The organism is Areca yellow leaf disease phytoplasma (assembly GCF_041920595.1).
Genome location: NZ_CP169277.1, coordinates 191,178 through 200,139, shown reverse-complemented (window position 1 = coordinate 200,139; position 8,962 = coordinate 191,178). Strand labels below are relative to the sequence as shown.

Below are 8,962 nucleotides of genomic sequence, written 5' to 3'. Positions count from 1 at the left end.
TACTTCGTTCAGTTTTAAAAATCACTTGTACTTCGTTCAGTTACACGTATTGCTGCTATGATTAAATATCAAATTGACAATATTAGACATTTTTATACTAATGATATTCGCTTTTAAAACAATTTACAAGGAACACTGCCAACAATGAAAATTATTGAAAATATTTTAAAAAACCATTTTTCGCCTTTCCCAAAATATTTCTGACTTAACTAAAAATTATATTACCGAAGTGCAAAATTTTTCCCCTATCCAAAAACACTAATTTAGTGGTGGGGGCAAATTCTTAACTTTCAAAAAATTAAAGGTTCCCAAAAATTAAATTTAGTAGGAAGTTAACACTGGCACAAAAGTAGTCAAAATTGTTTGTGGAGCTTCTAATTTACAAAATGGCAAAAAAGTTATTGTAGCTTCCAGAAGGTTCTTTTGGAAGGCATCAACGCCACCCATAAAAACAAAAAAATTTATGGAGTTTTTCAGAAGGAATGCTTTGTGCTTTGGAAGAATTGGGGAATTAGTACCAAATTTTAACTCCCCAAGAACAAGAAGAATTTATCTTTTTGTTATTTAACGAACAAATTGTTTTGGGAAGTAATACTTTAATTCCTTTAGGACTTGATTGTTTTTATCTTAAATTAGGAGCTTACACCCAATCGTGGTGACCTTTTATCTCACCTAGGTTTTGCCAAGATCTCAAAGCAGTTTTGTCTTCTCAAAGTTCCAATAACAATCAGAAACAAAAGCAACCAACTACAAAACAAAAAACAGCGAAGACCAAACAACCCCAAAAACGCTCCCCAATTAAACCCCGATTTTTGCAAACTTGCCCTCAATCTCCTTTAAAAGTCCAAATTGAAAACGACAGTTGTTATATGAATACAACGCTTGTATCCTGGAAAACATCAAAATCAAACCTTCTCCTTTATGGTTGCAGAAACTCCCTCTTACAATCAGGCATCAACCCAATCAACAATGTTGTTGACATCACTAATTAATTTTTAATCAGATACGGTATTCCCCTACTGTTTCTTTTGATTCTGAAAACATCAAACAAATCAAAGGATTTAGAAAAGCCTTACCACAAGAAAATATTACAACTCTTAACCAAAATGATTTTGTTTTGGATGAAAATGATTTAATTATTACAGATGGCAAAAAAGCCATTGCTCTAGCTGGTATTGTAGGACTTTAGAAAGTAGCATTAAACCTACAACTACTAAAATTATTCTTGAAGCTGCTTATTTTTCGCCCCAAACTATTGCCCAAACTTGTCAAAAACTCAAAACCAAAACTGAAAGTTCCCTACGTTTTGAAAGAGGCATTGACCAAAGTCTTATTCCTTTAGCTTTTCAAAAAGCATGCCAACTTTTAGTCACTTTAGCAGATGCCAAAATTACTTACCAACCTGTAATTACAAAACAAAAAAACCGTACCAATCCTACTATTTCTTTGAAACTTGATTTTGTTACAAGAAAAATTGGCGTTTCTTTGTGCCTACCCAAATCAAAAATTGGTTATTAAACCTAGATTATCAGATACATACATCCAAACATTTAGGACCACAGAACAAAAACGAACAATTAAACCTCCAAGCTCCTTTACGTCGTTATGATGTCAAAATTAAAGAAGATGTCATTTCTGATTTAACTAGACTTTATGGTTGCCATAAATTACCTCCCCAAACAATTCAAATCCCTACTCGCGGAAAATCAACCTTAAAACAAAAAAATATTGAAATTGCGCAAATAACTTGTTTAATTTGGGGATTTTTGTGAAACTATTACTTACAGTTCAGTGAAAAACCAATATGTTTGAGCTTTTTACTCCTCAAAAACCGCTTTATCAAAAATAATGAATCCTTTGTCCACCAAGACAAAATGATTTTAAGACAAAGTTGCTAAGTAGTTTGATGGAAGTTTTTTTAAGCTATCAGCACAAACGACAAACTTTTTGATACTACTTTTTTGAAATTGGAAAAACTTATTTTCCCAACCAAGAAACATTAGATACTTGCTTTTGCTTTTGGTGGTCATACATGAAATTACTTGTGCTTTAAAACAAGATGTTTCAAGTTCTTTTTTGTTACAAAGGCATCCTTGAAAAAAAGTGCTATTTTCTAGGCATTACCCTTACTTATCAAAAAACACAACAACATAGTAATTTTCATCCAGGAATGCAAGCCGATTTGTTATTTAACAATCAAATAATAGGAGTTATCGGAAAAACACATCCCCAACTTAATACACAAATACCACTTAAAGAAAGTTTTCTTTGTGAACTTTTTAACGGATGAAATTCTCTTAACACTACAAAAACGTTTAACTTCCAACCAATTCCTAAATTTCCTACTGTTATTCGTGATTTAGCCTTTTTAGTAGATACCAAATATTCCTTTTATCAAATCGAAAAAACCATTAAACAAACTACCCCTTTTGATTTAATCAAATGTGAATTATTTGATGTTTATCAAATACCTACAATAAAGAAAAACATTCTCTTACTTGTAGACTTTTTTCAATAACTTGGGTAAAAACTTTAGAAAAACAAGATGTAGAACATTATATGGAAAAAATTCTTCTAATTTGATTAAACACTTTCATATTGAAATTAGATAAAAAAATATTGCTTTTTAGTGTATATGCAAATATAATAATTGTGGTAAAATAATAGGGTAGTTAAATTAGTTTTTACCCTTTTATCTTTTGCCTTTTTACATTTGTCATAATTATAATTTTTTTTAATCAATAAAACAACAAAACAACTAAAGGAGTCTTTAAAAATGTTTAATGTCAACCATTTAAGCAAAAATTACGTTACTAAACGCGGTAATATGACGATGGCCTTACAAGACGTTTCTTTAAAATTACCTGATAAGGTATGGATCTTTATCGCGAAGTAAATCAGGTTCTGGTAAATCACTTTATTAAATGTTTTGCTCGGCATTGATGTTGCAAACGGCGGCGTAGTTGAGTATGCAAAGTTCCTATTACAACTTTTAATCAAAAATATTTGAATAATTATCGTAATGCGAATGATTGGTTTTTTATTTTCCAAAATTCAACAATAGAAGATATGAATGTATTTGAAAATATTGTCTTAGCATTACAATTACAAAATAAAAACCAGATGTTTCCTTAATTAATGATTTAATGAATCAGAAGTAGGATTGAATGTTTCATTCCTAAATAGAAGGTGGCATGAACTTTCCGGAGACAAAACAACGTGTTGCTATTGTCCGTGCTTTGGTGAAAAAATAAAATGGTCTTTGCTGATGAGCCTACAGGAAATCTAGATTCGAAACAGAACCCATTTTTGATTTACTTCAAAAATTTAAGTAAAGAAAATTAGTAGTTATTGTATCTCATGATAGCGAAAGTGCTTACTTAAATATGCTGATCTTATTTTAGAGATGTAAAGATGGTAAAGTCATATCAGATACTGACAAGAAAAAGAACACTACTAAAAAAAGCAAAGACAAAAAACAGAAGTATTTAAGAGGTCAAGTTCTTGCAATGGAAATGATTGCAAACTTAACTAGCAACTTTAAAAATCATAACGAAAACTTTGGTAAACTGATGAGACACGTCGTACAACAAGACACTGATTTTATATCTTTTCCTAGTTGTTTGCCTTTTTCGTTTGTTGTTGCTAAGGTTGCTTTAAATAGTTTTAAGAAATAAAAAGTTTTTCTTGGCATTGTGTTTTAGTAACTGCTATTGCAACTTTTGTTTTTATGTTTTTTGCTTTTACATTTTTGAGTTATAAATGGTTCAGAATCTGTGATAAAATATATCAAATGTATGAATTATTTGAAGGATATAAAGTATGTAAATTATATTTGTTTGTTGGTGTTGTGCAAATAGCTTTTAAAACTATTCAAAATTATAAGTAGCCCTATGTTCTGGGTTTGGATTTTATCTGTTCCAGGTGCTATGATTATGCTTTTCTTTATTTTTCTATGAGTGCCAAACTTCAAAATAAAAAATGGGTATTCTAAGAGCTTTAGGTTCTAATGGTGTTAATGTTGGTAAAATCTTTTTAGTTGAAGCATTCTTTTTTGCTTTATTCCAAATGGTTTTAACTTTTGTATTATTATTAAGTATTTTACTTTGGTTTAAAGATGCATCTATATTATTTTCATCTTTCGATATGAAACTGTTATTCATTCTTGAAAGTGAAAATGACATTATGGTTTTCGTTAATTCTTTAGTAAATTCGAAAAAAATAAAGGCATTTATTATGGTTTACATCACCATATTTAGCTTTCAATCATTTTGTAAGATTCTCTTTTATTTAATTTATTAATGGCTTAGTTAGTCTTTTTCATGACTCTACTATTTATATCTTTCATTATTCTCAAAATGGTCTAACAAAACCAGTTGACATCATCAACAATAAATAAATATTAATTGAAATACTAATATATTATAATATATGGCATTTTTTTTTATCTCAAACTTTGCACTTTTCATTATTTTGTTTCATCATTTGTCTTAATTTCAAGTACAATTTAAGTGTAGATGTATATTATCAAATAACATAAATTAATTATATTTAGTAACACAATAAAGATATAATACATTTAATCAAAAACAAATCTAATATAAATAAAACATATATTAAGCAAATGTTGGAATTGTTCGCAAGGGCTTTGAATTTCAAAAGGCAAACAATTCCAAATACTTGACGAAAATGGCAAACTTGTACAACCCGAATTAGAACCAAAATTATCTAAAGATGTTTTATTAAAAATGTATAAAACAATGGTTTTAGGTAGACAAGCTGATTTAGCAGCCTTAAAATATCAACGCCAAGGACGATTATGGGAAACTATTTACTTAACTCAGGGCAAGAAGCATCTCAAAGTAGGTGTCGCTGCCGTTGCCTTAGAACCCCAAGATTGGGTATCACCTTATTATCGTGATGCAGGAATTTTCTTTACCGTGGAGTTTCTTTGTACCAATTTTATCTTTACTGGTATGGCAAATGAAAAAGGCTCTCAACTAGACCCTAAGTTGTATTTTACCAGCTAAACATTATTATTGGCTCTAGTGTTAATTTAGGAGCAGGACTTGCCTTAGCAAGCAAAATGCAAAATAAAAAAGAAGTAACTATTGCAAACTATTGGAGACGTGAGGAACTGCACACGAAGAGCTGAATGCAGGTCTTAACTATGCTGCTGTTTTTGGAGTACCATCAGTAGTATTTATTCAAAATAACCAGTATTCTATTTCTAATCCTCGTAACAAAGTATCCAAAGCTAAAACTTTAGCTCAAAAATGTTAATAACGTAGATTCCTGGCATGCAAGTAGGCAACCAACAGCTTATTTTACGCTGTTGTAAGCTAACAGCCAAGCCTTTAAACGAAGCGCGCAAAGGAAACGGACCTACTTTCAATTGAAAATGTTTCTTATCGTCGAAAGCACCTCCACTAATGATAATGCTTATGTTTACCGTAGCAAGAAGAAGAATTAAATTAGCGCAAAAAAAGACCCAATTGTACGTTTTTCAAAAAATACTTGATGAATAAGGTTATCTAACTCAAAAACAGAGTAGAATAATTTGAAAAAACCAAAGAAGTTGTTTGCTTACCAAAAAGTAGAACAAACAAATAACAACATTGATATTAAAGATATTTTTGTATACACTTAGAAAAAATGACTCCTCAATTAGAAGAACAATACGAAGAATGCAAGCTTTTTTCAACACAAAGGAAGGTAAATAATAATGGCTTCAATGACATTACTAGATGCAATTAATCAAACTTTAGATAGCAAGTTAACAAAAGATCCTCGGTAGTTCTTTTGGACAAAGATGTGAGAAAATTAGGCGGCGTTTTTCCGCGTAACTAAAGGCCTACAAGACAAATGCCTGGAGAAACTCGCGTTTTTAATACCCCTATTGCTGGAGGAGAAATCTTCTATTATCGGAAGTGCTATCGGACTTGCCATTAACGCACAGAAAAGACCAGTTGCAGAAATCGGTGCGATGGTTTTTATTTTTGTAGGACTAGAAGACCCTGTTGCCCACGCAGCCCGTTTGCGTAACCGTAGTCGCGGTAATTACACAGTACCTATGGTGGTAAGAGTCCTCCAGTTGGGGGGTAAAAATCCTTAGAACATCCTCCGAATCATTAGAAGTAATTTTAGGCTCTGTTCCTGGTCTTAAAGTAGTTATTCCATCTAATCCTTACGACGCTAAAGGTTTATTAATGGCTGCTATTAACGACCTGATCCAGTAGTCTACATGGAACCTAAAAAGAATTTTATCGTGGTTCCCCGTCCAGAAGTTCCCGAAACAGATTACGAAGTCCAAATCGGTAAAGCCAAAGTCGTTCAAGAAGGCACAGACATTACAGTTGTAGCTTGGGGAGCAATGGTACTAGAAACACTATTAGCCCTTAAACAACTTTATCCTAATGTTTCCATTAGAGCTAATTGATTTAAGAACTATTAATCCTATTGACAGAGAAACTGTAATTACATCTGTTAAAAAACTGGACGCTTTTTAGTAGTTCATGAAGCATGTAAAACTTTACGGACCTGCAGGAGAATTAATGGCTTTAGTTAACAGACAAAAAAAGAGAAAGCTTTCTGCTGAATGCAGCTCCCTGCAAGAGAGATTTACTGGAAATGATATCACAATGCCTTTAGCCAAAGCAGAACATTATCAGTTTTTTAAGCCTGAAAAAATAGCTGATGCTATTAAAAAAGTGGTTTGCGAATAAGATAACAAAAAGATATAAGGGGATATAAAAATATAAAGGAAACCCAACCCTTTTCTTTTGTCCCGAAAAACAACTTACATTAAAGCTACTTCCAAATCAAATTAAAAAACTTTAAAAATATCTAAATAAAACTAAAAAACACAATCACAACCGCAACCAGCAACCAAAACACATACCAAAATAAAAATTAAAAACTAAAAAAACCAAACAACAAAACCCCAACCAAACTAAACTGCATTATAATCAAGGAGATAAAAATATGTTTGAATTTAAATTCATTGGATGTCGGCAGAGAGAGCATTCATGAAGGTAAAATTACAAGATGGTTTTTTAAAGTGGGCGACCAAGTAAAAGAAGGTGAAGTTTTAGTTAAAGTTGAAACTGACAAATTAGACGTCGAACTAACTTCTCCTGTAGCAGGAAAAATCTTAAAAAGAGACCTTAATGAAGGTGAAGTTATTTGCGTAGGAGATACTATCTTTTTAATCCAAGAACCAGGTGACACTGATGCAGATGTTAAAAAGTTTTCTTCTCAAAAACCCTAATGAAACTGCTGCTGCAGAAAAAAACGACACCCAACAAGCACAAACATCCGCACAAAACCTCTTTACCACCTCAAAAAGTACTTGCTACTCCATTAGTAAAAAGTCTAGCCAAAGAACTAGGACTTGACCTTTCAACCATTAAAGGAACAGGTGTACATGGAAAAATCTTAAAAGTAGATGTATAAAAACGCAACTAACCCTTTATAAGCTCAACCAACAACCCCTTTTGTCCAAGAACAACCAACCCCCACCACAACTTTTGCCACATTTAGCCAAGAAACAGAAGTAGTAAAAATTTCTCGCCTTCAGAAAAGCCATCGCCCAAAAAATATGGTTCTTTCCAAAGGCAAAATCCCACAGAAACTACTCTAATGGACGAAGTAAACATTACTGCTTTAGTAACACTACGCAAACAAGCCAAAGATCAAGCACAATCCCAAGGAATCAAATTAACTTTTTATGGCTTTTATCATGAAAAGCAGTAGCGATTGCCGCCTTACAAGAATTCCCAGTATTTAACGCTAGTTATGATGACGTTAAAGAAGAAGTTACTTACAAAAAATTCATTAATTTAGGAGTAGCAGTTGATACCAAAGACGGTCTAATTGCACCAACATCAAAATACGCCATCCAACAATTAATCTCTTTTAGAAAATGGCACAACAATTACAACAAGTAGCCAAAGTCACTTTACCGAGAAAGAAAAGTAGAAAGATTAAATCAGCTTCAAAACGGAACTTTTACTATCACTAATTTTTGGTTCTATCGATATTACTTACGGCACTCCAGTTATCAATTACCCTGAATTAGCTATTTTAGGAGTAGGAAAAATCACCAAAAAACCTGTAGTTGAAAACAGTCAAATTGTAATTGCAGATTCATGCTTCCTCTTTCCTTAGCAATTGACCTCGTATTATTGATGGTGCTGATGGCAGTAGATTTTTTAAAACGCGTTAAAGAATTGCTAAATACTCCTACTTTATTGCTTTTAATCTCAACAGAAAGACCAAGGGCAAATTATGAAAAATTATGATGTTTTGAAGTGATTGGGTGGAAGTCCTGAGTAGATACGTTGGCCAACGATTGTGCTGCTCAAATGGTGCTAAAGTTGCTTTAGTAGAAAAACATAAATTAGGTGGTATTTGTCTTAATTATGGCTGTATTCCTACCAAAGCTTATTTAAAAAGTGCCAAAATGTATAAAGATATCAAACTTTGTGCGGATTTTGAATTAAAGTACAAAACGGCGTTTCTTTTGATTGGTCCTCCATTTTATCACGCAAAAATAAAATTGTTGTACCAACTTACTACAGGTATATCTTTTCTCCTGAAAAAAAATAAAATTGATTTTTACCATGGTTTTGCAAGTGTTCTTTCTCCTTGCGAAGTTCAAGTAGACACTAACTTATTGCACACCCAAAAATTAATTATTGCAACAGGCAGTACCGCTTTTGTTCCTCCTATTCCAGGTGCCCAAGAAGTTTATCAAAAGGCATTCTTAAAACTAGTAAAGAATTACTACAACTAGAAAGCTATCCTTCCAAAGTTACTATTGTAGGAGGCGGTGTTAGTTGGAGTGAATTCTGCAACTATTTTTAATTCTTTTGGTAGCGAAGTGACTATTTTAGAAGACAAAGTTTCACTATTCTAAATGGTATGGATAGGGACGTTAAAAAAAAAAAAAAAAAAAAAA

At 32.0% G+C, this 8,962-nt stretch carries 18 protein-coding genes and 1 pseudogene; 18 read left to right on the top strand and 1 reads right to left on the bottom strand.

Features of this window, described 5'->3' with window-relative positions; translation table 11 throughout:
* The 6 genes and pseudogenes from ACEW7V_RS01140 to ACEW7V_RS01115 all read left to right on the top strand — a co-directional run.
* Positions 1 to 117, top strand: a pseudogene (locus tag ACEW7V_RS01140) (hypothetical protein); the annotation flags it as partial.
* 874 nt (positions 118 to 991) lie between these two features.
* The gene (locus ACEW7V_RS01135; RefSeq protein ID WP_374695732.1) at positions 992 to 1,189 is read left to right on the top strand and encodes a phenylalanine--tRNA ligase beta subunit-related protein; all 198 of its coding nucleotides are present in this window, start codon (positions 992 to 994) and stop codon (positions 1,187 to 1,189) included.
* An 8-nt stretch (positions 1,190 to 1,197) separates the two neighbouring features.
* Positions 1,198 to 1,518, top strand: coding sequence for a phenylalanine--tRNA ligase beta subunit-related protein (locus tag ACEW7V_RS01130; RefSeq protein ID WP_374695731.1), 321 nt, complete (start codon positions 1,198 to 1,200; stop codon positions 1,516 to 1,518).
* Positions 1,488 to 1,772 (top strand): hypothetical protein, encoded by a 285-nt coding sequence (locus ACEW7V_RS01125; RefSeq protein WP_374695613.1) that lies wholly within the window; start codon positions 1,488 to 1,490, stop codon positions 1,770 to 1,772. Before ACEW7V_RS01130 ends, ACEW7V_RS01125 begins: the two co-directional genes overlap by 31 nt.
* Positions 1,773 to 2,059: 287 nt before the next feature.
* A complete protein-coding gene (locus ACEW7V_RS01120; RefSeq protein WP_374695612.1) occupies positions 2,060 to 2,290 on the top strand; it encodes a hypothetical protein in 231 nt (76 codons plus the stop codon).
* 39 nt (positions 2,291 to 2,329) lie between these two features.
* A complete protein-coding gene (locus ACEW7V_RS01115) occupies positions 2,330 to 2,518 on the top strand; it encodes a hypothetical protein (protein WP_374695730.1) in 189 nt (62 codons plus the stop codon).
* Between the two features lie 1,435 nt (positions 2,519 to 3,953).
* Here the strand turns inward: ACEW7V_RS01115 and ACEW7V_RS01110 are convergent.
* Positions 3,954 to 4,184, bottom strand: coding sequence for a hypothetical protein (locus tag ACEW7V_RS01110; protein WP_374695611.1), 231 nt, complete (start codon positions 4,182 to 4,184; stop codon positions 3,954 to 3,956).
* Positions 4,185 to 4,748: 564 nt separating this feature from the next.
* Between ACEW7V_RS01110 and ACEW7V_RS01105 the strand changes: the two genes are divergently transcribed.
* The 12 genes from ACEW7V_RS01105 (at position 4,749) to ACEW7V_RS01050 (ending at position 8,797) form a co-directional block, all read left to right on the top strand.
* A complete protein-coding gene (locus tag ACEW7V_RS01105; RefSeq protein WP_374695610.1) occupies positions 4,749 to 5,030 on the top strand; it encodes a thiamine pyrophosphate-dependent enzyme in 282 nt (93 codons plus the stop codon).
* Positions 5,031 to 5,032: 2 nt separating this feature from the next.
* Positions 5,033 to 5,155, top strand: a complete 123-nt coding sequence (locus ACEW7V_RS01100) for a hypothetical protein (protein ID WP_374695729.1) — start codon at positions 5,033 to 5,035, stop codon at positions 5,153 to 5,155.
* Positions 5,152 to 5,283, top strand: coding sequence for a thiamine pyrophosphate-dependent enzyme (locus ACEW7V_RS01095; RefSeq protein WP_374695728.1), 132 nt, complete (start codon positions 5,152 to 5,154; stop codon positions 5,281 to 5,283). Before ACEW7V_RS01100 ends, ACEW7V_RS01095 begins: the two co-directional genes overlap by 4 nt.
* Positions 5,284 to 5,899: 616 nt before the next feature.
* Positions 5,900 to 6,115: a hypothetical protein gene (locus tag ACEW7V_RS01090; RefSeq protein WP_374695609.1), complete on the top strand. Its 216-nt coding sequence runs from the start codon at positions 5,900 to 5,902 to the stop codon at positions 6,113 to 6,115.
* The gene (locus ACEW7V_RS01085) at positions 6,108 to 6,239 is read left to right on the top strand and encodes a hypothetical protein (RefSeq protein WP_374695727.1); all 132 of its coding nucleotides are present in this window, start codon (positions 6,108 to 6,110) and stop codon (positions 6,237 to 6,239) included. Before ACEW7V_RS01090 ends, ACEW7V_RS01085 begins: the two co-directional genes overlap by 8 nt.
* Positions 6,240 to 6,244: 5 nt before the next feature.
* Positions 6,245 to 6,439 carry a transketolase C-terminal domain-containing protein gene (locus tag ACEW7V_RS01080; RefSeq protein ID WP_374695608.1) on the top strand — a complete coding sequence of 65 codons (195 nt, stop codon included), beginning with the start codon at positions 6,245 to 6,247 and terminating at the stop codon, positions 6,437 to 6,439.
* A gap of 76 nt (positions 6,440 to 6,515) precedes the next feature.
* Positions 6,516 to 6,725 (top strand): hypothetical protein, encoded by a 210-nt coding sequence (locus ACEW7V_RS01075; protein WP_374695607.1) that lies wholly within the window; start codon positions 6,516 to 6,518, stop codon positions 6,723 to 6,725.
* Between the two features lie 335 nt (positions 6,726 to 7,060).
* Complete coding sequence (locus ACEW7V_RS01070; protein WP_374695606.1) at positions 7,061 to 7,270, top strand: biotin/lipoyl-containing protein; 210 nt, start codon at positions 7,061 to 7,063, stop codon at positions 7,268 to 7,270.
* Positions 7,270 to 7,455 (top strand): E3 binding domain-containing protein, encoded by a 186-nt coding sequence (locus ACEW7V_RS01065; RefSeq protein ID WP_374695605.1) that lies wholly within the window; start codon positions 7,270 to 7,272, stop codon positions 7,453 to 7,455. The genes ACEW7V_RS01070 and ACEW7V_RS01065 overlap by 1 nt, the downstream gene beginning before the upstream one ends.
* 302 nt (positions 7,456 to 7,757) lie before the next feature.
* Complete coding sequence (locus ACEW7V_RS01060) at positions 7,758 to 7,949, top strand: 2-oxo acid dehydrogenase subunit E2 (protein WP_374695726.1); 192 nt, start codon at positions 7,758 to 7,760, stop codon at positions 7,947 to 7,949.
* Positions 7,950 to 7,989: 40 nt separating this feature from the next.
* Positions 7,990 to 8,169 carry a 2-oxo acid dehydrogenase subunit E2 gene (locus tag ACEW7V_RS01055; RefSeq protein WP_374695725.1) on the top strand — a complete coding sequence of 60 codons (180 nt, stop codon included), beginning with the start codon at positions 7,990 to 7,992 and terminating at the stop codon, positions 8,167 to 8,169.
* A 151-nt stretch (positions 8,170 to 8,320) separates the two neighbouring features.
* Positions 8,321 to 8,797 carry an FAD-dependent oxidoreductase gene (locus ACEW7V_RS01050; RefSeq protein WP_374695604.1) on the top strand — a complete coding sequence of 159 codons (477 nt, stop codon included), beginning with the start codon at positions 8,321 to 8,323 and terminating at the stop codon, positions 8,795 to 8,797.
* The last annotated feature ends 165 nt before the right edge of the window (positions 8,798 to 8,962 follow it).